Below are 25,725 nucleotides of genomic sequence, written 5' to 3'. Positions count from 1 at the left end.
CGTCCGCTCTTTTTGTTTGATCTATCCGATATCCAGTATCTATTTCATTGGGGGTCGTTACTACCAACCAATGCGTCGTTGGTTATTACTTTCCAGCGTGGTGCTCGGAGCCCTCCTCGGTGCCGGGATTCTCGGTGCGCAATCGAGTGCGGACTACTCGCTCTCTGCGGACGCCAGTGTCGACATCCCGACACAGGAGGTCTCTTACGACGGTGACACGTTCGAGATCTCACAGACCGGTGTCGCGGACCCAGAGACGACGTTCCTCGCCACTGCGAGTGCGCCCGAGGACGCGGACTACGTGGTCTACGTCGTCGACAGAGAGGAAAGCATCCGGCAGTCGAACAGCGCCTCGGGTAGCGGTGAGGTACCCCTGGATCTCGGGACGCTCGAGCCGGGCACGTACGCAGTCACGATCGAACAGAACGGCACAGTCGCAGCTATGCCGCTGGTCGTTCGAGGCTACGACCTCTCACAGGACGTTCCCGACGAAACGACGGCCGGAACGGAGACAGAGATCTCGATCACGGCCGACGCTATCCACGAGGACGCCGAGCACGAACGGATCGTCCTGACACTCTGGGACGGCTCGGAGGAACACGACATCACTGCCAGCAGAGCGGACGGACAGCGATACACGGCGACGATTCCTGCCGGGACGCTCGATGCGGGCACGTACCAGGTCGTCAGCCGTGCCGAAACGGGTGCCACGGCCTTCGGCCACAACGAACTGGTCGGGATCAGTGAGACGACGACCATCTCGGTGACCGAGTCGGCGACGCCGACGGAGTCTGGGGCTGGTGGTGGCGGTGGACAGGTCTCGACCGAGACGGCGACTGGCACGCCGACCCAGACGAACGCCACTACCTCGCCGACACAGACGCCGACAGTGACACAGACACCGACGCCGTCGTCGAATCAGACGACGACGCCGGTATCGACCACCGAGCGCTCGACCCAGACACCGGGCACGGCGACCACGCCGTCGGAGACCACGACGGCGGAGCCGACACCATCGGACGCTGCCACTCCGAGTCCGACGACCGGAGAGGGCGGGAGCTTCTCGAAACTCGTCTTCGCAGCGCTGCTCGCCGGTGTCGTCGGCACCCTGACGATACGACGACGGTCCTGAGACGACCGGCCGTAAGGTCGGGGTGGGATTCGCTGCCCCGGTGTGGTGCTCTTCGAGACACTGGGGATCGTCTCACTCGTCTGTCGTGTCCGGTAACAGTTGACGAAGCAACTGTAGTTCCTCGTCCCGAGAAACGTACTCGGCGTCCATACAGGCGTGGACGACCTTGTGGAGCAACTCCGGTTCGACGTGCACGTCGTTCGTTGCGGGTGTCGTCGTCTGGAGTTGCCTCTCGATCGTCTCGATTCGCGCCGTCACCTCTTCCAGGGATTCGGTCAGTGATTCCTCGATGGCTGTCAGGTCGTCATCGCTCCCGGGGTCCGTCTCGAACAGCGTTTCGACGAACGCCTGTCTCGACGGCCAATCGAATCCCGGGATGTCGTTGACGCGCTTGGGGATCGTCGCACGACTCACGTCGAGTGTGTCGGCGATCTCTGCCTGTGTCGCCGTCGGTTGCCTGTGGATCGCCCGCAGCGTTTCGCGCTGCTTTTCGTCCAGCGCCGCGAGATCGACGACCTCGCCGTCCTCGCTCGGGTCTGTCTCGGCCGAGAGACGTGGTTCGGCCTCGTCGTCTTCCGGTTGGGATGTCGCGTCGCCGACGGCGTCTTGCTCGTCGCTCTCGGTCGATTGGTCGTCTTCCGCTGCCGGGTCGCCGTACTCCTGGAGGACCTGTTCGACGAGTTCGACCGAGGCACCGCTGACCTCTGTAGCGATCTCTGCCGTGGCCGCCGTCGGATTCGACTGCGCGGTGTCGAGTATCTTTTTGTGAATCAGTGCTCGCGGCTGCGACGGCTCGCTCCCGTCCGGCTCGGCAACTACGGTCTCTGTCGTGCCATCAGCGTCCATCGGTGAACCTGTACGACAGCCTTCACTTAAGCTGTTCCGATGATTCCACAGAATCAGATTCGAAATTGGTCGGCGTTTCGTGGTGCTGGTGTATTTACCATCTATCGTTGTATCAAAACGGGCACACACGTTCGTAGACCGAACGTACCTGGACAGTTCGGTCGTCGCTGTCGGTGTGCCCGGCGCTCGCGGGGAGACACGTCTCTGTGAAATCTACGTCGGCACCCACACGCTGCGTGGTAACGATCGTGTGAACTGGCTGTTCGACGTTCACAGTACCGTTCGGGAACGGGTTGTGAACAAGGGGCACTCGAACCGCCTGACCGGAAACAGCCTGCGAAGTCGGCGTCGCCGAGCGACGAGGGGCAGAGCCCTACAGCCTGTAGACGACGGCTTCCCACGGCCGGAGCGACGCTCCGGTGGGATCGGTCGGCGGGTCGTCGTGGTTCCCGTACAGCACCGTCGCATCGCTGGCCTCGATCTCGCTGCCCTCGAACGTCGCCGACTCGCTCGACCAGTTGAGCACCACGAGCACCCGTTCGTCGTCGAGCGTCCGCGTGTAGGCGTAGAGCTGGTCGTCCTCGGGCGTGAGTAGCTCGTAGTCGCCGTAGACCAGCGCGTCCGTCGACTGGCGGAGGTCGATCAGCGTCCGGTACTGGTTCAGTACCGACGCCGGGTCGTCTCGCTGGGCGGCGACGTTGATCTCGGTGTAGTCGGCGTTGCACTTGAGCCACGGTTCGCCGTCGGTAAAGCCCGTGCCCGCCTCGTCGGACCACTGCATCGGCGTCCGGGCGTGGTCGCGGCTCTGGGCGTTGACGACCTCGCGAAGCTCCTCGTAGGAGTCCGCGACGCCGTCGGCGATGTACTGCTCGACGCGACCGACCGTCTGTGGGTCGTCGATCTCGTCGAGGCTCTCGAAGTCCGCGTTGGTCATGCCGATCTCCTCGCCCTGGTAGATGTAAGGGGTCCCCCGCATCGTCAGCAGGAAGGTCGCGATCAGCGAGGCCGACTCGCGGTGGGCGGCCTCGTCGCCGAACCGGGAGACGATCCGGGGCTGGTCGTGGTTGCCCAGGAAGAGGGCGTCCCAGCCACGGTCCGCGAGCGCGTCCTGGCGTTCGGACATGATCCGTTTGAACTCGGTGAGATCCCACTCGCCGACGGTCTCGGGGTCCCAGCCGCCGTCGACGCCCATGTGGCTGAACTGGAAGATCATGTCCAGCCCGACGGCGTCGTCTTCGAGGTAGCTTGCGGCCTGCTCGATCGAGGTGTGGCCCATCTCCGCGACGGTCGTGATGTCGTGATTCGAGAGCACGTCCGCCGACAGCTCGGTCAGGTACTCCTCCAGCCGGGGGCCGTGGCTGAAGTGTTCGATCCCGGTGGGCGTGCCATCGGGGTCGCCGTTCGGGAGGCCGTCGGTCTTGGACATGTGAGACACCGCGTCCATGCGGAAGCCGTCGATCCCGCGGTCGAGCCACCACGAGACCACGTCTTTCATCGCCCGACGGACGGTCGGATTCCGCCAGTTGAGGTCCGGCTGATTCTCGTCGAAGAGGTGGAGGTACCACTGCTCGCGCTCTGGGACGTAGCTCCATGCGGGGCCGCCGAAGATCGACTCCCAGTTGTTGGGGGCGACCTCGTCGGCGGGACCGTCGTCGGTGTCGTAGTCGGCCTCCGCGGCCGGGCGACCGTCGCGCCAGTAGTAGTAGTCGGCGTACTCGCCCTCGCGGCGGCGCGAGCGCTGGAACCACTCGTGTTCGCTGGACGTGTGGTTCAGGACGAGGTCCATGATCAGCCGGATGTCCCGATCGTGGAGTTCGGCCAGCAGGCGCTCCCAGTCGGCCATGTCGCCGAACTCGTCCATGATCGAGTGGTAGTCGCTGATGTCGTAGCCGTTGTCCTCGTTGGGCGAGCCATAGACCGGGCACAGCCAGACGAGGTCGACGCCCAGCGAGTCGATGTAGTCGACCTTGTCGACGATCCCCTGTAAGTCGCCCACGCCGTCCCCGTCGGTGTCGTTGAAGCTTCGGGGGTAGATCTGGTAGACGACGGCCTCTTTCCACCATTCGCGGTCGATGTGCTCCAGCGTCGTGAGTGTGTTCGTGCTCATGTCGAATCGGAGTTCGTGGTCGTCGGTCGGTCGGTGCTATCCGCGGGCGTCAGATAGACGCGCGCCTCGTAGGGATCGAGTTCGACGGTGCTGCCGGGCGTTTCGGGAGCGTTCACGTTCGCAATCGCGAGTTCGAGGCCGTCGCCAGCGTCGTCGGGGACCGCGAACGTGGCCGCCTGCGCCGAGACGTTGAGGACGACGAGCGCGCGCTCGTCGGCCAGCGTCCGGGTGTAGGCAAACACCTGTTCGTCGTCGGGCGCGAGCAAGTCGAACGTGCCGTAGACGAGCAGGTCCCGGTCCGCTCGGAGGTCGCCGAGATCGCGGTAGTAGTGCCACACCGAGTCCGGGTCGGCGCGTGCCTGCTCGACGTTGATCGCGTCGTAGTTGGGGTTGACCTTGAGCCACGGTTCGCCGTCGGTGAAGCCGGCGTTCTCGTCGTCGGACCACTGCATCGGCGTGCGGGCGTTGTCGCGGCCGACGGTCTCGACGGCGTCGCGTACGTCCTCGTAGCTCTCGGCCGCGCCGCTCTCGATGGCCTCCTCGACGAAGTTGATCGACTCCACGTCTCGCAGCTCGGACTTCGACTCGAAGGGGGCGTTGGTCATGCCGATCTCCTGGCCCTGGTAGACGAACGGCGTCCCCTGGAGCGTGTACAGCAGCGTCCCGAGCAGCTTCGCCGAACGGTCGCGATACCGCCCGTCGTCGCCGAACCGAGAGACGGTCCGGGGCTGGTCGTGGTTGCTCAGGTAGAGGCTGTTCCACCCCTCGTCGGCCAGTCCGTTCTGCCAGCGTGCCAGACTCTCCTTGAGTTCGACCAGCGAGTAGTCCTCCAGCGACCACTTGTCGCCCTCGTGGCCGACGTTGACGTGCTCGAACTGGAACACCATCGAGAGACCGTCCTCGCCGACGAACCGCTGGGCGTCCTCGACGCTCGCCCCCGGCGTCTCGCCGACGGTGAGAATGTCGTCGTCCGGGATGGCTTCGGCGACCAGCTCCGAGAGGTAGTCGTGGACCTTGGGGCCGTTCATGAAGTGCTCTGCGCCGACGAGGCCGCCGTCGGGGTCGCCGTCCGGAAGCCCCGGCGTCTTCGAGACGAGGTTGATCACGTCCATGCGGAACCCGTCGATCCCGCGGTCGAGCCACCAGCCCATCATCTCGTACACGTCCTCGCGGACGGCCTCGTGCTCCCAGTTGAGGTCTGGCTGGCTCTCGTCGAAGAGGTGGAGGTACCACTGCTCGCGTTCCTCGTCGTAGGCCCACGCGGGGCCGCCGAAGATCGACTCCCAGTTGTTGGGGGCGACCTCGTCGGCGGGGCCGTCGTCGGTGTCGTAGTCGGCAGCCTCGGCCGGGCGACCGTCGCGCCAGTGGTAGTAGTCGGCGTACTCGCCCTCGCGTCGACGCGAGCGCTGGAACCACTCGTGTTCGCTGGACGTGTGGTTGACGACGAGATCCATGACGAGCCTGATGTCCTTGTCGTGGAGTTCGGACAGGAGGCGCTCCCAGTCGGCCAGGTCGCCGTACGTGTCGAAGATCGACCGGTAGTCGCTGATGTCGTAGCCGTTGTCGGCCTGTGGCGAGTCGTAGACGGGACAGAGCCAGACCGCGTCGACCCCGAGCGCGTCGAGGTAGTCGACCTGCTCGGTGATGCCAGCGAGGTCACCGATCCCGTCGCCGTCGCTGTCGAAGAAGCTCTTCGGGTAGATCTGGTAGACGACGGCTTCTTTCCACCACTGGCGATCGGCTCGCACCCGCTGGACTGCCTCGCTCACCGTCGCTCACCGGCGCGGCGGCCAGTCCGTGGGGCGTGGCTGTCTGTGCGTCTCGAACGAAGCGTTCGTTCGAGAGCCTCGACGGGGGGACGAACGCGAGGTTCGTCCCTGTGGCTCCGTCTAGTTGGTCGCCCGGTCGTGCCTCGTCGCTGAACCGGTCGAGTCGGTGCCGTCGCCGCGTCGGGCGATCTCGTGGCCGTTCTCGGCCGGTGCGTGCTGTGCTGTGTCATCGTGGGTCGGTGTTCGACGACGTGCAGGCGGCTCGCCTGCTTTCGTTCACGAACGACGAAGCGAGACTCCCACTTAAGTTCTACGAGAATCGCGAAGAACCTATTCTACCGGAATTTTTATTGTGGGGGTGTCCCACAGCAGTAGACGAACATGGCGAATAATCATACCGATCACGAGCACCAGTCGATACTCTCCCGACGCCGTTTCGTCAGCGGCGTCAGCCTGGCCGGCATCGCCGGCCTCGCGGGCTGTGGCGGACAGCAGGCCCAGCAGACGGCGACCGAGGCGTCCGGTGACGGCGGCGACGAGACCGACGCGGGCGACACCGACACCGAGACCGCAACGGCGGTCCAGGCCACCAGCGAGGCCCAGCGCAAGATTCAGGAGCTGGCCTACATCACGAACCAGACGCTCCCGGTGTTGCCTGTCATGGAGAAACTCGCCCAGTCGTTCCAGTCGACCGACGACTGGAACGTGCCCGGGACCGACAGCGACGCGGTCCAGACGTACTGGCCCACAGAGTGGCTCCCGCGGGAGGGTCAGTGGACGGCGACGGACGACTCCGACGACGACCGCCTGACCTTCGCACAGTGGGCCGTCCCCCAGGACTCGCAGTACAATCCCTGGAACGGGCAAAACTACGGCGAAGCTCGCCGGCTGCTGTTCGATCGGTTCATGAAGTACAACCTCGCGACCCAGGAGTACACTGGCTACGCCATCCAGGACTGGGAAGTCGGCGAGGAGACGGTCTCGCTCACCGTCCGCGAGGGGCTGACCTGGCACAACGGCGACGCCGTCACCGCGACGGACGTGGCCAACCAGGTCAAACTCGACATCTACAACGGCGGTTCCCTGGGCAACTTCGTCGCGCCCGACGACATGGGCGCGGTGTCGGACCGGGTCACGACGGTCGACGAGTCGACGGTCGAGATCACGCTGGCCGAACCCGCGAGCGAGACGATCCTGCTCGCGTACCTCCAGCCCAAGCGCCTCACCGCCCACGACGACTCCTACGGAGAGTTCGTCACCGCACTCGACGAGGCCGCCGACGAGGACGAGCGCGCGTCGGCGCTCAGCGATCTCACCAACGACACGACCCCCGAACCGGTCGGCTGTGGCCCCTTCCAGTTCGAGGACGCCGACAGCCAGCGCACGCTACTGACCAAGTACGAGGACCACCCGGACGCGGACAACATCACCGTCCCCGAGGCCGAGTACCTCTACAAGCCACAGAACCAGGGGCGCTGGAACTCGCTGATCAACAACGAGACCGACGGGTCCGCGACGCTGTTCATGCCCCAGAACCGGCTGAACCAGCTGCCCGACTCGATGCAGGTCAGTCTCATCCCGCGTCACTGGGGGATGGGGCTGATGTTCAACTTCGAGGAAGAGCCCGTCGACGACGTGCGGGTCCGCAAGGCGATCGCCCACGTCGTCAACCGCGAGAACGCGGCGCTCAACTCCGGTGCGGGCACCCAGTCCAAGCTCGCGGTCACCTACCCCAGCGGACTGACCGGCGAGTTCAACGACCAGATCGAGGGCGGCTGGCTCGAGGGCGTCGTCGACGAGTTCGAGACCTACGGCCCGGGCGAGTCCCAGACCGAAGCGGCGGCGTCGCTGCTTCGCGACGCCGGCTACGAGAAACAGAACGGCACCTGGCAGAAGGACGGCGAGCCCCTCGAACTGCCGATCAAGGGGCCGTCGGGCTTCTCGGACTGGGTGACCGGCGTCGAGACGATCGTCTCCAACCTCAAGGACTTCGGTATCAAGGCCGAGTCAATCATGCTCGACAACTCCACGTACTGGGGGAGTGACTACTCCAACGGCGACTTCGTCGTCGGACTCCAGGGATGGGCCTCCTACGACCACTCGTACCCGTACTTCCACTTCGACTGGATCTTCAACAGCTGGGACGCCAAGAACGCCTGGAACCTCCCCAGCGAGTTCGAATCGTCGATCCTCCACGAGGAGGAACGCGACGGGGAGACCGTCACGCCCGTCGACATCGTCGACGAGCTGTCGACAGCCAACCAGTAGGAGTGCCATGAGCTACGTACTGAAACGCATCGCGCAATCGGTGCTCACCGTCTACGTGGTGATCTCGGCCAGCTTCGGACTGGTCCGACTGCTGCCGGGCGGCCCGCTCGACTACCTGCGGGCCCAGGCCGTCCAGCAGGGGGGGAGTGACCTCTCGATGTCCGAGATCAACGCTCGCATCGCGGCCCAGACCAACATCGCCGTGAACGAGCCCATGTACGTCCAGTACTACGAGTACATGGCCGCGATGTTGCAGGGCGACTTCGGCGTCTCGACGCGCTACGGCGACCCCGTGATGTCGATCATCGGGCCGGCCATCCCGTGGACGGTGTTCCTGACGGCGACGGCGCTGTTCCTGGCGTTCACCATCGGCGTCTCGCTGGGCGCGTTCATGGCCTACAGAGAGGGATCGAAATTCGACGTGGCCAGTACGGGCGTCGGGCTCGTGCTGAACTCGACGCCGGGCTACGTCCTCGCACTGCTGTTCGTCTCGTATCTGGGCTACCGCATGCAGCTGTTCCCGACGGGTGGGCGGTACGCCTCGGAGCTGACCGTCGGCTTCAACGCCTCGTTCCTGGGCAGCGTGCTCTATCACGGTGCCCTGCCGATCGCCTCGATGGCGCTGGTCGGGTTCGGCGGCTGGGCGCTGTCGATGCGGGGCAACTCGATTCGCGTGCTCGGGGAGGACTACCTCCGGGTCGCACGCCTGCGGGGCCTCTCGACCCGGCGGATCGCGATGCGCTACGTCGCTCGCAACGCCATCCTGCCGATGTACACCGGGCTGATGATCGCCATCGGCACCGTCTTCGGCGGCGCGGTCATCATCGAGAACATCTTCGCCTACCCCGGCGTCGGCTTCTACCTCATTCAGGGGATCAACGCGCGAGACTACCCGCTGATGATGGGCGGGTTCATCGTCATCACGATCGCGATGGTCATCGGCATCACCGTCGCGGACCTGACCTACGGCGTGCTCGATCCGCGAGCCAAGGGAGGTGGCTCTCGTGAGTCCTACTGATCGTCACGATGCGGACGACGTGGACGAGAGCGACTTCGCCGCCGTCGCCGACGGACTCACCGACGACCCCGACCGCTTTACCGACGAGGATCGCACGCCCGAGCGGGGTGCCATCTCGGGCCACGCACGCAACGGCCGCGTCGCGGCCGACGGGGGCTCCTCGTCGGTCTCGGAGTTCCAGCAGATGGCCGACGTGTCGATGACCGACGCCGAACGGCGGCGACAGTGGATCGACGAGAAACTCCTCGCGCCGGCCCGGATCGTCTGGAGCGACTGGCGCGCGCGCACGGGTGTGCTCGTCGTCCTGTTTTACCTGTTCGTAGGGACGGTCGGACTCCTGCTCGTCACGGAACCGTCGCCCAACCAGGGCGGCTATCTGATCGGGGCCTTCCGGACGCTCGAGTACCCGCTGGGAACGACACAGTCCGGCGTGAGCCTCCTCTCGCAGGTGGTCCACGCCACGCCGTCGATGCTGACCATGGTCGCCTCGGGCGCGGTCTTTACGGTCTGTCTCGGGACGGTCTTCGGGACCATCGCCGGCTACAAGGGCGGCACCGCCGACCGGGTGCTGATGGTCGTCACCGACGTCATGATGACTATTCCGGGGCTCCCGCTGACGATCGTGCTGGCCTCGGCGCTCCAGATCGAGGGCAACCCGGTCGTCATCGGGATCCTCGTGACGATCAACGCCTGGGCGGGGCTGGCACGCGCCATCCGCTCGCAGGTGTTGACCCTGCGCGACGCCGAGTACGTCGAAGCCTCCCGCATCATGGGGATGGAGACCTCGGTCATCATCTCCGGGGACATCGTCCCGAACCTGATGCCCTACATCACGATGAACTTCGTCCAGCAGGCTCGTGCGGTCATCTTCGGCGTCGTCGGCCTGTACTTCCTCGGCGTCTTGCCGTACAACAGCAGCAACTGGGGCGTCATGATGAACGCCGCCGTCAATCGTGCCGGCGCGATCTCCTCGCCCGCCGCGTTCCACTGGCTGCTGGTCCCGATGGTCGCGGTCATCGGCCTCGCGCTGGGCCTGACGCTGCTGGCCCAGGGAGCCGACCGGATCTTCAATCCGCGGGTCCGTGCCCGACACGCCGAGACCGTCGCGAGCGACGACGACGAGGGAGGGATCTGAATGCAAGGACAACGCACGCAGGGTGGCCCCGACAGCGCGGACCCGATCATCGAGGCCCGCAACGTCTGTGTCACCTACGACCTGGAGCACCGAGACGCGATGGTACTGGACGACGTGTCGATCGACCTCCGCCGGGGCGAGATCCTCGGCGTCGTCGGCGAGTCCGGCAGCGGCAAGTCGATGCTGGCAAACGCCATGATGGACGCCGTCGAGGAACCCGGGATCACGACCGGGGAGGTGACCTACCACCCCGAAGACGGCGGCGAACCGGTCGACGTTCTCGACCTCTCGGCCGAGGACCTCAAAGAGTTCCGCTGGGAGGAAGTGTCGATGGTGTTCCAGGGCGCGCTGTCGTCGTTCAACCCCACCATGTCGATCCGCGGGCACTTCGAGGAGACGCTGGCGGCCCACGACTACGACGTGGAGGCGGGGATGGACCGGGCCCGGCAGTTGCTGTCGGACCTGTATCTCGATCCCGACCGCGTGCTCGACTCGTACGCCCACGAACTCTCGGGCGGGATGAGCCAGCGGGCGCTGATCGCACTCAGCCTGATCCTCGAACCGCAGGTACTCCTGATGGACGAGCCGACGGCGGCGCTGGACTTGCTGATGCAGCGCTCGATCCTCTCCTTGCTGGCCGACATCAAGGAGAAGTACGATCTGACGATCCTCTTTATCACCCACGACCTCCCGCTGGTCGCGGGGCTGGCCGACCGACTGGCGATCCTCTATGCCTTCGAGCTCGCGGAGGTCGGCACCGCAACGCAGATCGCCCACGACTCGAAACACCCCTACACGCGGGCGCTGTTGCAGGCCGTGCCGAACCTCGACGCCCCGACCGACTCGATGCGACCGATCGAGGGGACCGCGCCGAACCCGGCTCACGTCCCCGAGGGCTGTCACTACGCGCCGCGGTGTCCGCTCGCGACCAAGGAGTGTCACGAGGAGACGCCACCGTGGGTCGACGTCGAGGACGACCACCGCTCGGCCTGCTTCCACTACGACGAGGCCGAGGACGCCGTTCCGTTCGACATCTCGGAGGTGTCCGACGCGTGAGCGACCGCGCCACGACGACGGGGACCACCCGGGACGACGACGATATCGTGATGTCGCTGGAGAACGTCTCGGTCGACTTCGAGAAAGAGCAGGGCGTCGTCGAGTCGCTGTTCGACGAGCCAGAGACCGTTCAGGCGGTCAGTGACGTGTCGATCGACATCCCCGAGAACGACGTGCTCGCACTCGTCGGGGAGTCTGGGTGCGGGAAGACGACGCTGGGCAAGACGATCATCGGCGTCCAGCGCCCCACCGATGGGACCGTCTCCTACCGGGGGCAAGACGTGTGGGACGCCAAGGACGGCCGCGGCGACGTGACCGTTCCCTTCGACGACATTCGGCGCTCCCTCCAGATGATCCACCAGGATCCCGGCGCGGCGCTCAACCCCAACCGGAAGGTCCTGACGACGCTGGAAGCGCCCCTGAAGAAGTGGGACCCCGAGATGTCCACCGAGGACCGCCGGGCGCGGATCTTCGCGCTGCTGGACCGGGTGGGCATGGAGCCACCCGAAGACTACGCGCATCGGTTCCCCCACCAGCTCTCGGGGGGCGAACAGCAGCGGATCGCGCTGGTCCGTGCCCTGCTGATGAATCCGGACGTGATCCTCGCCGACGAGGCAGTCTCGGCGCTGGACGTGTCGCTGCGCGTCGAGACGATGAACCTCCTCCTGGAGCTGCAAGAACAGTTCAACACCTCGTTCGTGTTCATCAGTCACAACCTCTCGAACGCGCGCTATCTGGCACAGGAGGCTGGCGGACGCATCGGCATCATGTACCTCGGGGAGATCGTCGAGATCGGCCCGCCCGACGAGGTCCTGAACGACCCCCAGCACCCCTACACGAAGGTGCTGCGCTGGGCGACCGCCGATCTTGACCCGACTGCCCAGGAGATGACCGATCCGCCGGTCCGCTCGATCGACATCCCGGACCCGGTGAATCCGCCGTCGGGCTGTCGGTTCCACACTCGCTGTCCGGAGGCTCGGGAAGCCTGTACCACCACGGCCCCGGAACTGGGCGAGGAGGCGGCGACGGCGAACGAACGCTGTGCCGCCTGTCACCGCACCGATCCCGACCACGAGTACTGGGAGAGCGAACCGCTCGACGGCGTCGAAGCCGCCGAGTCGCCGACACTGAACGACTGAGCATGGGCGCGACCACACTCGACACCCACGCGACGAACGAAAGCCCGATTATCGACGCAGCCCTACCGGAGCGTACCCACCGATGACGATCGTCCTGCGTGGCTTCTTCGTGTCGAGTGCGGTGTTGCTCGCCTTGCTCGGACTGGCGACGCCGACGATCGAACCCGGAACGGGGACGTTCGTGATCTCGGTGCTCAGCGGCGCGATGCTCGGGGCCGTCTTCCTCGGCTCGGCGGCGTGTATCTACGCCGACTGGGACCCCTTCGAGGAACTACTCGGCTGATACTGTCGACGGTCCCGCTCGGCCCCCTCTCCTCACGAGGTGGCGATCACTCGTCATACTGCCGGCTGTCACTTCGTGAAGAGCTTCGCCACCCCGGGGTGGCGAAATCGTTCACAGATGGACAGCCGGTAGTATCACGGTGTGTCGTCTGCCAGCAGTAATTCGCCATAGTAAACGATCGGCCGTTCTGGGCGGCGTCGTGGCGGTTCTGGGCGACGACGACCCGCGCTGACTGCGACACTGTTTTAATGTTCTACGCTGACGTGACAGCCAGTACAATGTCAGATGCGCTCGTCGTCGTCGAAGATATCGATCGTGATCGCCAACTGCTGGACCGCGCGCGTTCGTTCGCCGCCGGCTCGGACAGCGACCTCGTCGTCCTCTCGCTGGTGACGACCGACGAGTACGAGGAAGTCGCGGAGACGCTCGACGCCATCGGGAAGGTCGAACACACCACCTACGACGAGGGCGCGATCCTCGACGGACTCGCGAGCGACGTCTCGGACCTGGCAAAGGAGGTCCTGGGTGAGGATATCGCCTACGACGTGCGCGTCGAGGTCGCCGACGAGGACCAGGCCGACCGGATCATCGCGCTCGCCGACGAGACGGACTGCGATCACATCTTCCTGCCGGGCCGGCGTCGTTCGCCGACCGGCAAGGCGGTCTTTGGCGACCGAACACAGCGGGTCATCCTCGACTTCGGCGGCTACGTCACCGTCGCGATGGACTAACACCGCCGGCTATCCCTGCTTCACGAGAGCCCCGGCGGGATCGCCGGAACCCGCGGTGGTTCCGAGATGAACACGTACATGGCCGCAGCCGTTCTACTGCACTGGTAATGGGGACCTCAGACGAACACGACGACGAACAGCTCCGAGATGAGCTGAGCGTCTTCGGACTTTCCGATACGGAAATCGACACGTACCTCGCGTTGCTCGCGTGTGGGGAGGCCTCGACGAGCACGGTCTCCGAGACGACGGACGTGACCCAGCGGGCGGTGTACAACATCGCCGAGCGACTCGAAGGTCGGGGGCTCGTGCGGGTCAACGACCACGCCTCTCCGACGACGATTCGGGCGCTGCCGCCCGCAGAGGCGATCGAAAACCTCTCGGACCGTCTCGACTCGATCAGGCCGTCGCTGGAAGCGCGCTTCAACGAGACGACGCCGGAGACCCCGGAGATCCAGATGATCAAGTCCCGCGAGACGGCGCTCAAACGCATCGAGAGCGCGATCTCGGCGGCGAGACAGGAGCTGCTGTTGGCGGTTCCGGAACACGTCTTCCCGGAGATCGAGTCGGAGCTGCGCACCGCCGTCGACAGCGACGTGGTCGTCTTCCTCTTGATCGGTGGGATGGACGAGGTCGACGGCGACGGCAGCGAGTTCGCCGGGATCGCAGACGTGGTCCGGTACTGGGGGGAGAGCCTCCCGCTGGTCTACACGGTCGACGACGCGGCGGCGATGATCGGCGACTCCACGATCGTCTCGGGCACACACACGGACGACGTCGCCGTGACGGTCTCGGAACCCCAGCTGTCGGGCTCGATTCTCGGGATGTACTTCAGCGCCTACTGGCCAGCCGCGACGGAGCTGTACGTCACCGATCCGGACCCACTGCCCAGGAGCTACGACTGGTTCCGGCAGGCGACGCTGCACGCGACCTTACACGAACAGGCCGGCGTCGACCTGCACGCCGAAGTCGAGACGGAGTCGGGGGCGACGGTGGCCGGCCCGATCACCGAGATCAGACAGGCGTTCATCGAGCCCACGAGCAACGACTTCACGCTGGAAAACAGCTTCTTCATCGACACCGGCGACGGGATCGTCAGCGTCGGCGGCAAGGGGTCGTTCATCGAAGACTACCAGTCTCGCTCTGTCAGGCTCCGCCGGCTGGACGCCGTCGAGTAGAGCCGTCTCGATACCGCCAGCTGTCCGTCCGTGCAGTCTCCCGTGACGCTGTCGCGAATAGCTCGCGACGGTGACAGCCGACAGTCTGGACCGACTGTGGGTTATTTTACCGCCGACCTCGACGTGTGAGGTGGCGGTGCTCCAGGTATGAGCCACACGATCGAAATCAGCGACGAACTCAAAGAGCGCATCGAGGCTCACAAGGAAGACGACGAGTCGTCCGAGGCGTTCATCGAGGAGATCGTCTCAGTGTACGAGACTGAGGGTGCGTTCCTGCAAGAAGGCTACTCGGAGTGACACTACTGGCTGTCACTGTTGCACGGCCGTCGCCACCCGGACGGCGAGACGCGGCGGACGGACGACCGGTTAACACGAGCCTACCGGTTCCGTGCCCGCTCTCGCCCCCGCTGGCCTTCGCTGGAACGAGCGAAATATAAGTTGCCACTCCTAATCTTAGCTGATGAGTAGACAGGATGCGGCCGAGACCGAGCCGGCTTCGGTCGGTGCCGAAACGTACGTCTCCGCGTCCCGACGAATCGACGTGTCCCCGCTCGCTGCCGCCGGTGCCGTCCCCGATCGGCGGCGATTCTGCTGGCTCCATCCCGAGGAGCCGGACCTGCTCGCCGTCGGCGCGACAGCCGCCGTGACGGTCGACAGCCCCGATCGATTCGAGACCGCAGACGACCGCCTGACGGAGCTTTTCGGAGCCGTCGACGGACCAGACGCCCCCGAGATCGCCGCCCCTCGCGCGGTCGGTGGGTTCGCCTTCTTCGACGGCAACACCGTGCCCGCCGACACACAGAGCCACTGGCGTGCCTTCGACGACGGCACGTTCGTCCTGCCGCGGGCCCAGATCGTCGCCGGGGAAGACGCGACCTGGCTGACGGTCACGGTTCCGGAAGACGAACGCTCCGAGCTGTCGAGCGAACTCGACGACTGGGCCGACCGCCTGGCCGACGCTGGCACCCACGACGGCACCGGGCCGGAGGCGACGGCGTTCCACTGGTCGCTGTCCCGCGAGGAGTGGGAACAGACCGTCGACGACGTGATCGGCCGCATCGAGAGCGACGGACTCGACAAGGTCGTTCTCGCACAGGAACTCACGGTCGACCTCGACGCTCCCGTTCCGGTCGCCCCGGTGCTCTCGCGCCTGCGCGAGACGTACCCGAACTGTACGACGTTTTGCTTCTCACCGACGCCGGGACGGACGTTCTTCGGAGCGACCCCCGAGACGCTGGTCGCGCTGGCGGACGGCCACGTCCAGACGGAGGCACTGGCTGGGACGACCGATCGGGGCGAGACCGCCGCCGAAGACACCGATCTGGCCGACGCGATGCTGGGCGACGAGAAGTACCAGGTCGAGAACCGCATCGTCGCAGACACGATCGCCGACGCGTTGCGTCCGGTCGCCGACGACGTGACCGTCGCCGAACCGTCGATCAAGCGCATCACGAACCTCCAGCACCTCCATCGCCCGATCACGGCCACGGTCCCGAACGAGACGAGCGTGCTCTCGCTGGCCGAGCGACTCCACCCGACGCCGGCAGTCGGCGGGTCGCCCCGACGCGCGGCCAGCGACGTGATCCGCGACGTCGAGCCGTTCGACCGGGGCTGGTACGCCTCGCCGGTCGGCTGGGTCGACGGCGACGGCGACGGCACCTTCGTCGTCGGGATCCGCGCGGGGCTGACGTGGGACGAACGGCTCGCGCTGTACGGCGGCGCGGGCATCGTCACCGGTAGCGACCCGGCGACGGAGTACGGCGAGGTGCGGTCGCGGTTCGAACCGATTCTGGACGCGCTCGAAATCGAGCTGCCGTAGGCTGGCACGCTCGGTGGCCGGCCGTCAGTTGCGGGTCGAAACGAGACCGGAGAGTGTGAGCGCCAGCCCGGCGAGCGCGCCGAGGACGCCAAAGCCGGGGCCGTCGCTCGCCGTCGGCGTCGGCTCCGTGACCGTTTCGCCCGTCGGTGACGCCGTGCTGGACGCGGTCGCCGCTGTCGCCTGTTCTGTCTCGGTCGTCGAACCGCACGCTGTCGTGCACTCGACGACCTGCCCGGTCGTTTCCGCGTACGCTTCTCCATCGATGCGGAGTGTCGCCGTGAACGTCGTTCCCGGCGACATGTCGCTCAGGTTCGCCGTGACGGTGAACGTGCCGTTCTCGTCGACGGTCGCCGTCGGCCGCGCCATGAACGGATCGCTGGCGTTCGCCGACCGGATCCTGACCGTCACTTCCGTGCCCGCTTCCAGTGACGTCGTCCCGCGGATCTGTTGGTCCGGGCCGGATTCGAGGGTCAGTGTCTCCTCGTGGGTGAACGATGCGGTCGGTGTCTCGGTGCTGTCTGTCTGTGCCGCGACGCCGCCGGTCAGTGCCGCGCCGACGAGGACGGCGACGAGGACGAGTGCGAGAGGGCGTTGGCGTGTCATCGTCGATTCCTATCTCAAAACCAATTGTAGCTATTGTGGTAATAAAAATTATCGTTCGGTTGCCATACCTGTGCTGGCGTCGTCGAGACCGAGACGGGTCGACGACGACTGGCGGGACGGTCGCCTAGTCGCGAAGGCGCAGTCCGACCCCGAGCACCGCGAGCAGGGCGAGGATACCGCCGCCGACGATCCCTGCGCTCTTCACGTTGTCCTGTGACTCCGTGGCCGGTTCCTCGTCGTCGGTGTCGCCTGCGTCGGTCTCGTCACGCTCCGACGCTCCACCGTCCTGCGTGCCAGCCGTGACGGCGACCGTTCCGATGCTCTCTGGATCGTCGATCTCGGTGCCGTCGTCGACGGCCAGGTCGTAGCTGGCGGGATCGAGTGCGTCGTCCGAGAGACTGCTCTCGCGGGTGATCGTCAGCTCGTCGTCCGCGGTCAGCGTCGGCGCGTCGCTGCCCACCGCGGCGGTGTCGAACTGGACGGTCGCAGTGCCGTCGTCGTCGGTGTCGCGGACCGTGGCGACGACCTCCCAGGTCGGTTCGCCGTCGGTGCCCTCGGTCGAGAGCGAGACCGTTGCGGTGTCTGCGTCACCGAACTGAACGTCGAACGCGGCCGTCTCGCCGTTTCGCACCGACACGATCGAACTGTTCAGTTGCACGCCGTCGCTCGCGTTCGCGTCGCCAGTCTCCGCGCTCGCCGCTCCCTCGTCGGTGTCGTCGTTCTGGATATCGGTCATGACGGCGACCGTACCGATGCTCTCCGGTTCGTCGATCTCGGTACCGTCGTCGACAGCGAGGGCGTATTCTGCGGGATCGAGTGCGTCGTCTGCGAGCGATGTCTCGTCGGTGATCGTCAGCTCGTCGTCGGCGGTCAGCGTCGGCGCGTCGCTGCCCGCCGCGGCGGTGTCGAACTGGACGGTCGCGGTACCGTCGTCGTCGGTGTCGCGGACCGTAGCGACGACCTCCCAGGTCGGTTCGCCGTCGGGACCTTCGGTCGAGAGCGAGACCGTCGCGGTGTCTGTCTCACCGAACTGAACGTCGAACGCGGCCGTCTCGCCGTTTCGTACCGACACGAGGGTGTCGGCGAGCCGGACGCCGTTCCCGTCGCCGCTCACGTCGGTCGACGACGCCGAGCCGTCGCTCGCGTTCTGTGGTTGTTTCGTGCAGGCGTCGCCACAGCTCTCGATGTGGACCGACTGGTTGGCGATGCGCTCGCCGTCGGCGTAGAGGATCGCGACGGCGTCGCTGTCGGGTTCGACGACGGACAGGTCGAACTGCACGGCGAAGCTGCCGTCCTCCTGGACGGTCGCCCAGTCCTTTCGGAGGAACGGCTGGTCGCTCTCTTCGGACCGGAGCACGACGGAGACCTCCGTTCCGGCCGGCCGATCGAGCTGGCCGGTGACCTGCTGTGCGTAGCCGGCAGACAGCGTCAGGTTGTCGCCTTCGTAGTCGAAGGGAACGGATGGTGCGGTCGTACCGGTCGGTGCGGTCGTGGTTTCGGCGGCTGCCGCGACGGGCGTCGCCGCGATCGCACTCCCCACGAGGAGGGCTGCGAGGAGGGTCGCGAGGCGTCTCATCGTCTCACCACCTGTTCGTGTCGGTTTGCGGGCGGGACTGTCGATTGTGGGCGGCATCGCTTTGACATGCCAGTCACGGCTACCGCCGCCACGTAAGTATCCCCGCCGAATGCTTCAACGAGATTTTACGCCACCCGCGGGCGATTCGAGCGTTCGCCGTCGCAGTGCCGACGCCGTTCGGTCCAGTAGCGTTTTACTCCGGTGGGTCGACGTGCCGGGTGATGGGCAGACGACCGCGGTTCGTACTGGCGGGGGTCGGTATCGGCGTGCTCGCGGTGACGGCGCTGATCGCCGTGCTCGCCGTGACTGCGCCGACCGTCGAGACGGCCACAGCGGGCACGGGATCGACGACGCCGGTCGTCTCTGGCGAGGACCTCGACGCGATCCACGACTCCGGGATCACCGGGGACGACGTTCGCGTCGGCGTCGTCGACGTCACCGGGTTCGATCCGGGCCACGAGTCGATCGAGAGCCAGGTCGTCGCCACCCGCTCGTTCGGCCGCGACCAGTCGGTTCGCAACGCGGGTCGCCACGAGCACGGGACTGCGGCGGCGTCGCTGGTCGCCCGCGTGGCACCGGACGCGGAGCTGGCGCTCGCGACGTTCGACACTCCGCGGGGGTATCACCGCGCTGTCCGGTGGCTGCTCGACCGCGACGTGGACGTGATCGTCGCACCGGTTTCGTTCTACGGGACGCCCGGCGACGGCTCCGCACGGGTCGCACGCGTCGCCGAACGCGCTCGGGCCGAGAACGTGACGTTCGTCGCGCCGACCGGCAATCTCGCGCGTGGCCACTGGGACGGCGAGTACGACGATCCCAGCGACGGGAAGCTCCGCTTCAGCGGCGGTACCCGCAACTACCTGCGCAGCGACGGGGCCACGGAGCTGACGCTGTGGCTCTCCTGGGACCGCGCTCACGCCGCGGAGACGTACCGGGCGTCGCTGTACTGGACCGACGGGAACCGGACCCAGCTGATCGCTCGCTCCCAGCCCTACGAGCGTGACGGCGTTCCCAACCAGCGCCTCTCCGTCCAGCTCGAAGGCGGCGACTACTTCGCCGTCGTCCGCGGACCGTCCGACGCGACCGGCGCACACCTCGAACTCGTCTCGCCGACCCATCGGTTCCAGTACGACGATCCCGCGGGGAGCATCACGGCACCGGCGACCGCCGACGACGTACTCGCGGTCGGCGCGTACGACCTGCGGCGGGACCGACCCGAGCCGTTCTCCTCTCGAGGTCCCACCACGGACGGTCGGACCGGCGTCGACGTGGTCGCGCCCGATCGCCTGCCGGCTGCACAGCGGCCCGACGGCTTCGTCGGCTCTTCTGCCGGCGCTCCGTACGTCGGCGGACTGGCTGCCCTGCTCCTCGACGTGGACCCGAGCCGCTCGCCGACGGCCGTCGAACGCGCCCTCGAACGACACGCGCGCGACGTGGGTCGTGACGGCGTCGACACCCGAACCGGGCACGGACTGGTCCGTCCGGCCCCGACGGTGCGGGCCGTCGCCAACGATACCGGGTGACGCCGGTGGTCCACGCGTTCAATCTCGTTTTAACCTTCACGTACTGCTTAGTAGGTCCCGTCTCTACCACCGAGTACGACGGCCATGTCGGGACTCATCGACCGCATTCAGGACCGGGCGACGACGACCAGCCAGCGGGCTCGCGTCCTCGAAATGACCGAGGGCGACGCCGACGAGGTACTCGACGCGCTGGCGTCTGATACCGGCCGAGCGACGTTTCAGGCACTGTTCGAAGAACCCCGGACGCCCTCGGAGATCGCCGACCGGGTCGACACGTCGGTCCAGAACGTCCACTACCACCTCTCGAACCTCGAAGACGCGGAGCTGGTCGAGCCGGTCGACACGATCTATTCGGAGAAGGGCAACGAGATGACGGTGTACGGTCCGGCCAGCGACCCGCTGGTGTTCGTCGGTGACGACGCTCGAACGCCGGCAGTCAGGCAGTCGGTGACCGACGTGGTCGGCGGGATCGGCGTCCTCGCCGCGGCGTCGCTGTTCGTCCAGTGGGGTGCCGAGCGACTGATGCGACGGAGCGTCCGTCCCCCGAGTGCCGTCGGCCCCGCGAGCCCGGACACGACCGTCGCACCGCCGGACGGTTCGATCGCCTGGGTCGTCTTCGAGGTCGTCGAACCCGGCGTCCTCTTTTTCTTCGGAGCGCTGCTCGTCGCGACGGTCGCGCTCCTGGCCGTTCGACGCGCACCGTCCGACTGAGAGTGTCACTGTTTCAAGCTATTCGCGATACGGGGTCGCGAACTCGTCACAGACGTACAGCCGGTAGTACGAGAATCACTCCCCGCGCCCGCCTCTGGCGAGTCCGAGCAAGAGTGCGATCCCGACGATTCCCAGCAGTCCGCCGACGGTGAGCGCCCCGATCCCGCCCAGATCGACGCCGCGACTGGTCGCTGGCGTCGTCTCGTTCAGAGGTGGCGTCGACGTGGTCTCTTCTGGTGGTTCGGGCGCGTCCGTGCTCTCGCTCTGATCGAAGACGACCAGGGTCCCGATCGAGAGTCTCGTCTCGTTTTCGCCGGCACCGAGCAGCCTGAGATCGTACTCGGTGGGGTCGAGTCCGTCCGACAGCGTCGTTTCGCTGTCCGTGGTCACTCGGTCGTCGTCGTCGACCGGCGACAGGGTCGGCGCGTCTCGACCCGCACTGACCGAGTCGAACGAGACGACTGCACGACCGTCACCGTCGCCGTCTGTCACCGTCGCGTTGAGCCGGTAGTTGGTCCGGTCGCTACCGATCGACAGTCGCACGCGCTCGCGGTCGCCGACGGCGATCGGAATTTCGGTCGTCCCGCCCTGTCGGACCTGCACGACGGGCCGTGGCAGGGCCGGGTCGTCGGTGGAAAACGCCGTCGGCGTGTCGCTGCTTCTCGGCGTGGCCGTACAGTCGCTCGTACAGGGGACGATCTGCCCGCTCTGCCTGCTGATCACGGTCGCGTTGTACACCACGGCCGCCTCGAATGCGGTGTCTGGGGGGAGGTCGCTGAGGTCGCCGGTCGCCGTGAACGTGCCGTCGTCGGCGACCGTCGCCTCCAGGCGCTTGAGGAACGGCGAGGCGCTGTTGGCCGACTTGATCCGGACGGTCAGCCGCGTTCCCGGTGGGAGCGTCGTCTCGCCGCTGATCTGCTCGCCCGGTGCGGCTTCGACCGTCAGTTCCTCGCCCTCGTAGTCGATCGTCGCGGTCGGTGTCGTCTGTGCCCCGATCGCAACGCACGGGACGACGAGGAGGAGCGCGACGATTGCGGGGACCGTTTGCTGTCTCATGGGTCGTCGTGGTTGCGCGTGTCCCTAAGCGGTCCCGGTAGCTTAAACCTGATTTGAACTGCGCCGCTGGCTGAGTCACAACAGTTTATCTCCGGGCGACCCAGCGACCGGTATGGACGAGACGCTGCTGGGGGTCGACGTCGGCGGCACCTTCACGGACGTGGTGGTCGTCGCAGACGGACGGCTGACGACGGCGAAAGTACCCACGACGGCAGACCAGAGCGAGGGCGTGCTCGACGGCGTCGAACGCGCCTGCGACCGGGCCGGTGTCGGAGCGACCGCTGTCGACCGCTTTCGCCACGCCACGACCGTCGCGGTCAACGCCATGCTCGAACGGTCGGGCGCGACGACGGCACTGGTCACGACCGAGGGCTTCGCCGACGTGCTCGCGATCGGCCGACAGGACCGTCCCAGTCTCTACGATCTGGACGCGCGCGGACCGACGCCGCTCGTCCCCGCGGCGCGACGGTACGAACTCGACGAGCGTGCGACGATCGACGGCATCGAGCGGTCGGTCGATCCCGACGAGGTACGGGCGCTGGCCACAGAGATCGACGCCGACGCGGTCGCGGTCGCCTTCCTCCACGCGTACGCTCACCCGGAGAACGAGCGGCGTGCGGCGGCGATCCTCCGGTCCGAACTCGACGTGCCCGTCTCGGCCAGCCACGAGGTGCTGTCCGAGTTCCGCGAGTACGAACGCACGGCCACGACGGTCGCCGACGCCGTGCTCACGCCGGTCGTCGACGACTACCTCGACCGGCTCGCGGATCGGGCGACCGACCGCGGGCTCCCGGCACCACGGGTCATGCAGGCAAACGGCGGCATCGCCGATCCGGCCACGGTCCGCGAGCGAGCGGTGACGACCGTCATGTCCGGCCCCGCTGCCGGCGTCGTCGGTGCCGCCGCCTTCGAGCCCGACGACGCCGACGGCGTGATCACGTTCGACATGGGCGGGACCTCCAGCGACGTGTCGCTGGTCCGGGACGGCTCGGTCGAGCGGACGACGGAGGCGGCCGTCGGCGGTCACCCGATCCGGATTCCGATGGTCGACGTCGAGACCGTGGGCGCGGGCGGGGGATCGATCGCCAGCGTCGACGCCGGGGGTGCGCTCCGCGTCGGCCCGGCGTCGGCCGGTGCCGACCCCGGTCCGGCCTGCTACGGTCGGGGCGGGACCGAACCGACGGTGACCGACGCCGCGCTCGTGCTGGGGTATCTCGGCCCCGACACGACGCTCGGTGCCGACCTCGGTCTCGACGCCGACGCCGCGGTGGCCGCGCTGGACGATCTCGCGACGGCGGCGGATCTCGACGGCCCGGTCGACGCGGCGCGGGGAGTCTTCCGGGTCGCCAACGCGACGATGACGCGAGCGATCCGCGGCGTGACGACCGAGCGCGGGCACGACCCTCGGCGGTTCGCGCTGGCCGCTTTCGGCGGAGCCGGGCCGATGCACGCCGCTCCGCTGGCCGATCGCCTCGGCGTCGATCGGGTGGTGGTCCCGCGAGCCAGCGGCGTCCTCTCGGCGTTCGGGCTGCTGGCGGCGGCCGAGCACCACGACGCGGTCAGGACCCACCGGACGACGCTCGGCGACGCGACGCGGGCGACGATCGAGGACCTCTACGAGGACCTCCGCGACCGCGTCCGTGCGGACGTGAGCGACCCCGGCGCGGCGACGTATCGACGACAGGCGGACCTCCGCTACGTCGGCCAGAGCCACGAACTCACCGTCGACGTGAGCGAGCCGTTCCGCCCTGCCGACCTGCGAGAGCGGTTCCACGCGGCCCACGAGCGAGCGCGGGACTACCGGCTCGACGACGAGCCCGTCGAGCTGGTCAACTGCCGCGTCACGGCGACGATCGAGGGGACGGCTCCGGAGCGATCCTTCGAAGGCAGCGGCGAGCCGCGGGTCGGGACTCGCGAGGCGGTCTTCGGAGACGGGCGTCGTGAGACGCCGATCTACGACTGGCCGGCACTGGTGCCCGAGCGGCCGATCGACGGCCCAGCGATCGTCGAGGGCGGCGAGAGCACCGTCGTCTGCCCGCCGGGGTGGACGCTCGTCGTCGACGACGAGGGGACGATCCGTCTGGAGGGGTCGGCGTGACCGACGACGCCGTTGACGCGGTCGAGCTCGAAATTCTCCGGAACCAGCTGGAGAGCGTCGCCGAGGAGATGGGCGAGGTGCTGATCCGGGGAGCCTACTCGCCCAACATCACCGAACGTCGGGACTGCTCGACCGCGCTGTTCGACGCCGACGGGCGGCTGGTCGCACAGGCCGAACACATCCCGGTCCACCTCGGAGCGATGCCCCGTGCCGTCGACGCGATCCGGGACCGGAATCCACGGCCCGGCGACGTGTTCGCGCTCAACGACCCCTTCGCCGGTGGCACCCACCTCCCGGACGTGACCTTCGTCTCGCCGATCGGGGCGGCAGCAGGCGGCGGTCGGTCCCGGTCCGGCGACCGGCCCACCGGAGACGACGAGATCGTCGCGTACGCCGTCTCGCGGGCACACCACGCCGACGTGGGCGGGATGGCTCCCGGCAGCATGCCCGCCGGGGCACGAGAGATCCAGCAGGAGGGGCTGCGCGTGCCGCCGGTCCGGATCGTCGCCGACGGGACGGTGGTCTCAGACGTGTTAGAGCTGGTGCTGGCGAACGTCCGCAACCCGGCCCAGCGCCGGGCCGACGTGCAGGCCCAACTGGCCGCCAACGAGCGCGGAGCCCGTCGGATCGGAGAGTTGCTCGACGACCACGGCGAGGAGCTGCTCGCGGCCTTCGACGCCGTCGTCGACTACTCGCGAGCGCGGATGGAGCGAGAGCTGTCGGCTCTCGAACCGGGCACCTACGAGGCCTCGGGGACGATCGAGGGCGACGGCGTGACCGACACGGCGGTACCGATCGAGGCGACCGTAACCGTCGAGGACGGCGCGGTGACGGTCGACTTCGCGGGGACCGCCCCGCAGGTCGCGGGCAACGTGAACGCGCCGCTCGCCGTCGCCGAGAGCGCCGTCTACTACGTCATACGATGTATTACAGATCCGGAGATCCCGCCGAATCAGGGCTGTTACGACCCCGTCACGGTCGCGGCACCCGAGGGATCGCTGCTGAACCCCACGCCGCCCGCGGCGGTCGTCGGCGGCAACGTCGAGACGAGCCAGCGGGTCACCGAGGTCGTCTTCGACGCGCTCGCGGCGGCCGCACCCGACCGCGTCCCGGCAGAGAGCCAGGGGACGATGAACAATCTCGTCGTCGGGGGACCGGAGTTCACCTACTACGAGACCATCGGCGGCGGCGCGGGCGCGACGCCGAACCGGGACGGTGCCTCCGGCGTCCAGGTGGGGATGACGAACACGCGAAACACGCCGGTCGAGGCGCTTGAGGCGGCGTACCCGCTGCGGGTCGCCGAGTACTCGCTGCGCTCTGACACGGGCGGTCCCGGCCGCCATCGCGGCGGTGACGGACTCGTCCGGGAGATCGTCGTCGAGACCGACGCCACCGTCTCGCTGCTGACCGATCGCCGCCAGACGCCGCCAGCGGGCCGAGCCGGGGGGACAGACGGGACCGTCGGCGAGAACTTCGTCGACGGCGAGGCCGTTGCCTCGAAGCTCACCCGCGCGGTCGAGGCCGGCACCACCGTCAGAGTCGAGACGCCGGGCGGTGGCGGCTACGGCGATCCCGACGACGCCTGACGCGTGTCCCCCTCGACTGTCTCCCGGGACTGCCTCTCTGTGGAACACTGCCGCGAGCAGTTCGTGACCGTCCGCTTTCGGTCGCCGATCGCGA

21 protein-coding genes are annotated in these 25,725 nt (G+C 67.2%); 15 read left to right on the top strand and 6 right to left on the bottom strand.

Going from position 1 to position 25,725, the window contains the following annotated elements; translation table 11 throughout:
- The first annotated feature begins 70 nt into the window (after positions 1–70).
- Entirely contained in the window at positions 71–1,132 is a 1,062-nt protein-coding gene (locus AC5FRZ_RS13405; RefSeq protein ID WP_493564829.1) for a cell surface glycoprotein, read from the top strand.
- A gap of 72 nt (positions 1,133–1,204) precedes the next feature.
- On the opposite strand, the gene AC5FRZ_RS13400 is transcribed toward AC5FRZ_RS13405, so the two are convergent.
- From AC5FRZ_RS13400 to AC5FRZ_RS13390, 3 genes are all read right to left on the bottom strand, one after another.
- The gene (locus tag AC5FRZ_RS13400; protein ID WP_493564828.1) at positions 1,205–1,978 is read right to left on the bottom strand and encodes a winged helix-turn-helix transcriptional regulator; all 774 of its coding nucleotides are present in this window, start codon (positions 1,976–1,978) and stop codon (positions 1,205–1,207) included.
- Positions 1,979–2,351: 373 nt separating this feature from the next.
- Positions 2,352–4,085: a glycoside hydrolase family 13 protein gene (locus tag AC5FRZ_RS13395; RefSeq protein ID WP_170095226.1), complete on the bottom strand. Its 1,734-nt coding sequence runs from the start codon at positions 4,083–4,085 to the stop codon at positions 2,352–2,354.
- Positions 4,082–5,854 (bottom strand): glycoside hydrolase family 13 protein, encoded by a 1,773-nt coding sequence (locus tag AC5FRZ_RS13390; RefSeq protein ID WP_493564827.1) that lies wholly within the window; start codon positions 5,852–5,854, stop codon positions 4,082–4,084. The genes AC5FRZ_RS13395 and AC5FRZ_RS13390 overlap by 4 nt, the downstream gene beginning before the upstream one ends.
- 381 nt (positions 5,855–6,235) lie before the next feature.
- Here AC5FRZ_RS13390 and AC5FRZ_RS13385 point away from each other — a divergent pair, with 381 nt between their 5' ends.
- The 10 genes from AC5FRZ_RS13385 to AC5FRZ_RS13340 all read left to right on the top strand — a co-directional run bounded on the left by AC5FRZ_RS13385 (position 6,236) and on the right by AC5FRZ_RS13340 (position 16,478).
- Complete coding sequence (locus tag AC5FRZ_RS13385; protein WP_493564826.1) at positions 6,236–8,122, top strand: ABC transporter substrate-binding protein; 1,887 nt, start codon at positions 6,236–6,238, stop codon at positions 8,120–8,122.
- A gap of 7 nt (positions 8,123–8,129) precedes the next feature.
- On the top strand, positions 8,130–9,140 hold the full coding sequence (locus AC5FRZ_RS13380; protein WP_493564825.1) for an ABC transporter permease: 1,011 nt from the start codon (positions 8,130–8,132) through the stop codon (positions 9,138–9,140).
- Positions 9,127–10,275: an ABC transporter permease gene (locus AC5FRZ_RS13375; protein WP_372480349.1), complete on the top strand. Its 1,149-nt coding sequence runs from the start codon at positions 9,127–9,129 to the stop codon at positions 10,273–10,275. The genes AC5FRZ_RS13380 and AC5FRZ_RS13375 overlap by 14 nt, the downstream gene beginning before the upstream one ends.
- Positions 10,276–11,331, top strand: a complete 1,056-nt coding sequence (locus AC5FRZ_RS13370; protein WP_493564824.1) for an ABC transporter ATP-binding protein — start codon at positions 10,276–10,278, stop codon at positions 11,329–11,331.
- Positions 11,328–12,470 carry an ABC transporter ATP-binding protein gene (locus AC5FRZ_RS13365; RefSeq protein WP_194286880.1) on the top strand — a complete coding sequence of 381 codons (1,143 nt, stop codon included), beginning with the start codon at positions 11,328–11,330 and terminating at the stop codon, positions 12,468–12,470. The genes AC5FRZ_RS13370 and AC5FRZ_RS13365 overlap by 4 nt, the downstream gene beginning before the upstream one ends.
- Before the next feature lie 82 nt (positions 12,471–12,552).
- Positions 12,553–12,753, top strand: a complete 201-nt coding sequence (locus AC5FRZ_RS13360; RefSeq protein ID WP_012807589.1) for a hypothetical protein — start codon at positions 12,553–12,555, stop codon at positions 12,751–12,753.
- Positions 12,754–13,031: 278 nt separating this feature from the next.
- Positions 13,032–13,484: a universal stress protein gene (locus tag AC5FRZ_RS13355; protein ID WP_372480353.1), complete on the top strand. Its 453-nt coding sequence runs from the start codon at positions 13,032–13,034 to the stop codon at positions 13,482–13,484.
- Positions 13,485–13,591: 107 nt separating this feature from the next.
- Positions 13,592–14,659 carry a TrmB family transcriptional regulator gene (locus tag AC5FRZ_RS13350; RefSeq protein ID WP_372480354.1) on the top strand — a complete coding sequence of 356 codons (1,068 nt, stop codon included), beginning with the start codon at positions 13,592–13,594 and terminating at the stop codon, positions 14,657–14,659.
- A gap of 147 nt (positions 14,660–14,806) precedes the next feature.
- The gene (locus tag AC5FRZ_RS13345) at positions 14,807–14,956 is read left to right on the top strand and encodes a DUF7557 family protein (protein ID WP_372480355.1); all 150 of its coding nucleotides are present in this window, start codon (positions 14,807–14,809) and stop codon (positions 14,954–14,956) included.
- A gap of 163 nt (positions 14,957–15,119) precedes the next feature.
- The gene (locus AC5FRZ_RS13340; protein ID WP_372480356.1) at positions 15,120–16,478 is read left to right on the top strand and encodes an isochorismate synthase; all 1,359 of its coding nucleotides are present in this window, start codon (positions 15,120–15,122) and stop codon (positions 16,476–16,478) included.
- Positions 16,479–16,502: 24 nt separating this feature from the next.
- Here AC5FRZ_RS13340 and AC5FRZ_RS13335 read toward each other — a convergent pair whose 3' ends face one another.
- Positions 16,503–17,081 carry a BGTF surface domain-containing protein gene (locus AC5FRZ_RS13335; protein WP_493564823.1) on the bottom strand — a complete coding sequence of 193 codons (579 nt, stop codon included), beginning with the start codon at positions 17,079–17,081 and terminating at the stop codon, positions 16,503–16,505.
- A gap of 124 nt (positions 17,082–17,205) precedes the next feature.
- Positions 17,206–18,657, bottom strand: a complete 1,452-nt coding sequence (locus AC5FRZ_RS13330) for a DUF7827 domain-containing protein (RefSeq protein ID WP_493564822.1) — start codon at positions 18,655–18,657, stop codon at positions 17,206–17,208.
- Positions 18,658–18,878: 221 nt separating this feature from the next.
- Between AC5FRZ_RS13330 and AC5FRZ_RS13325 the strand changes: the two genes are divergently transcribed.
- Complete coding sequence (locus AC5FRZ_RS13325) at positions 18,879–20,180, top strand: S8 family serine peptidase (protein WP_493564821.1); 1,302 nt, start codon at positions 18,879–18,881, stop codon at positions 20,178–20,180.
- 84 nt (positions 20,181–20,264) lie between these two features.
- Positions 20,265–20,891 carry an ArsR/SmtB family transcription factor gene (locus AC5FRZ_RS13320; RefSeq protein WP_170095214.1) on the top strand — a complete coding sequence of 209 codons (627 nt, stop codon included), beginning with the start codon at positions 20,265–20,267 and terminating at the stop codon, positions 20,889–20,891.
- Between the two features lie 75 nt (positions 20,892–20,966).
- Here AC5FRZ_RS13320 and AC5FRZ_RS13315 read toward each other — a convergent pair whose 3' ends face one another.
- Positions 20,967–21,947, bottom strand: coding sequence for a BGTF surface domain-containing protein (locus AC5FRZ_RS13315; protein WP_493564820.1), 981 nt, complete (start codon positions 21,945–21,947; stop codon positions 20,967–20,969).
- 112 nt (positions 21,948–22,059) lie between these two features.
- Between AC5FRZ_RS13315 and AC5FRZ_RS13310 the strand changes: the two genes are divergently transcribed.
- Together AC5FRZ_RS13310 and AC5FRZ_RS13305 are read left to right on the top strand one after the other, a co-directional pair.
- Positions 22,060–24,045 carry a hydantoinase/oxoprolinase family protein gene (locus AC5FRZ_RS13310; protein ID WP_493564819.1) on the top strand — a complete coding sequence of 662 codons (1,986 nt, stop codon included), beginning with the start codon at positions 22,060–22,062 and terminating at the stop codon, positions 24,043–24,045.
- The gene (locus tag AC5FRZ_RS13305) at positions 24,042–25,631 is read left to right on the top strand and encodes a hydantoinase B/oxoprolinase family protein (protein WP_493564818.1); all 1,590 of its coding nucleotides are present in this window, start codon (positions 24,042–24,044) and stop codon (positions 25,629–25,631) included. The genes AC5FRZ_RS13310 and AC5FRZ_RS13305 overlap by 4 nt, the downstream gene beginning before the upstream one ends.
- The last annotated feature ends 94 nt before the right edge of the window (positions 25,632–25,725 follow it).

This window comes from Halomicrobium sp. HArcht1-1 (genome assembly GCF_058933285.1).
This window is presented reverse-complemented; position numbering and strand designations above follow the sequence as displayed.

Excerpts from the sequence above, each read along its gene's own strand:
- AC5FRZ_RS13345 (WP_372480355.1), top strand. The coding sequence starts at position 14,807 with ATGAGCCACACGATCGAAATCAGCGACGAACTCAAAGAGCGCATCGAG.
- AC5FRZ_RS13350 (WP_372480354.1), top strand. The coding sequence starts at position 13,592 with ATGGGGACCTCAGACGAACACGACGACGAACAGCTCCGAGATGAGCTG.
- AC5FRZ_RS13380 (WP_493564825.1), top strand. The coding sequence starts at position 8,130 with ATGAGCTACGTACTGAAACGCATCGCGCAATCGGTGCTCACCGTCTAC.
- AC5FRZ_RS13355 (WP_372480353.1), top strand. The coding sequence starts at position 13,032 with ATGTCAGATGCGCTCGTCGTCGTCGAAGATATCGATCGTGATCGCCAA.
- AC5FRZ_RS13310 (WP_493564819.1), top strand. The coding sequence starts at position 22,060 with ATGGACGAGACGCTGCTGGGGGTCGACGTCGGCGGCACCTTCACGGAC.
- AC5FRZ_RS13395 (WP_170095226.1), bottom strand. The coding sequence starts at position 4,085 with ATGAGCACGAACACACTCACGACGCTGGAGCACATCGACCGCGAATGG.
- AC5FRZ_RS13405 (WP_493564829.1), top strand. The coding sequence starts at position 71 with ATGCGTCGTTGGTTATTACTTTCCAGCGTGGTGCTCGGAGCCCTCCTC.
- AC5FRZ_RS13400 (WP_493564828.1), bottom strand. The coding sequence starts at position 1,978 with ATGGACGCTGATGGCACGACAGAGACCGTAGTTGCCGAGCCGGACGGG.
- AC5FRZ_RS13325 (WP_493564821.1), top strand. The coding sequence starts at position 18,879 with ATGGGCAGACGACCGCGGTTCGTACTGGCGGGGGTCGGTATCGGCGTG.
- AC5FRZ_RS13315 (WP_493564820.1), bottom strand. The coding sequence starts at position 21,947 with ATGAGACAGCAAACGGTCCCCGCAATCGTCGCGCTCCTCCTCGTCGTC.
- AC5FRZ_RS13360 (WP_012807589.1), top strand. The coding sequence starts at position 12,553 with ATGACGATCGTCCTGCGTGGCTTCTTCGTGTCGAGTGCGGTGTTGCTC.
- AC5FRZ_RS13385 (WP_493564826.1), top strand. The coding sequence starts at position 6,236 with ATGGCGAATAATCATACCGATCACGAGCACCAGTCGATACTCTCCCGA.
- AC5FRZ_RS13340 (WP_372480356.1), top strand. The coding sequence starts at position 15,120 with ATGAGTAGACAGGATGCGGCCGAGACCGAGCCGGCTTCGGTCGGTGCC.
- AC5FRZ_RS13320 (WP_170095214.1), top strand. The coding sequence starts at position 20,265 with ATGTCGGGACTCATCGACCGCATTCAGGACCGGGCGACGACGACCAGC.
- AC5FRZ_RS13335 (WP_493564823.1), bottom strand. The coding sequence starts at position 17,081 with ATGACACGCCAACGCCCTCTCGCACTCGTCCTCGTCGCCGTCCTCGTC.
- AC5FRZ_RS13330 (WP_493564822.1), bottom strand. The coding sequence starts at position 18,657 with ATGAGACGCCTCGCGACCCTCCTCGCAGCCCTCCTCGTGGGGAGTGCG.
- AC5FRZ_RS13370 (WP_493564824.1), top strand. The coding sequence starts at position 10,276 with ATGCAAGGACAACGCACGCAGGGTGGCCCCGACAGCGCGGACCCGATC.